The 479-nt window shown below is 68.9% G+C and carries 1 protein-coding gene; it reads left to right on the top strand.

What is annotated here, in order from left to right; all coding sequences use genetic code 11:
• Positions 1-479 (top strand): transposase (locus Q1B08_RS21705; RefSeq protein ID WP_299823523.1); only part of this gene is annotated, 479 nt, incomplete at both ends.

The following is a 479-nucleotide window of genomic DNA, read 5'->3' as shown; positions in this document are numbered from 1 at the left end:
CTGGCGGCCTTCGCCGACCACAGGCTCAAGGACGGACGTGCCAGGCTGGTGCGCCACGGGTATCTCCCGGAGCGCGAGGTCCTGACCGGCGTCGGTCCGGTTGCGGTGAAGGTGCCGCGCGTGCGGGACCGCAAGCCGGGCGAGGACAGGATCACCTTCACGCCCAGCATCCTGCCGCGCTACCTGCGCCGCGCGAAGTCGGTCGAGGAGCTGCTGCCCTGGCTCTACCTCAAGGGGGTCTCCACTGGCGACTTCAGCGAGGCGCTGGCGGCCCTGCTGGGCCCGAACGCCAAGGGCCTGTCGGCTAAGACCATCACGCGGCTCAAAGCCGACTGGTGGGAGGACTATGGGGCGTGGCAGAAGCGCGACCTCGGCGCGCGCCGGTTCCTCTACATCTGGGCCGACGGTGTCTACTTCAAACCGCGCATGGCCGAGGAGAAGCAATGCGTCCTGGTGGTTGTCGGTGCGGACGAGTACGG

The organism is uncultured Jannaschia sp. (genome assembly GCF_947494025.1).
Taxonomy (GTDB): Bacteria; Pseudomonadota; Alphaproteobacteria; order Rhodobacterales; family Rhodobacteraceae; genus Jannaschia.
This window is presented reverse-complemented; position numbering and strand designations above follow the sequence as displayed.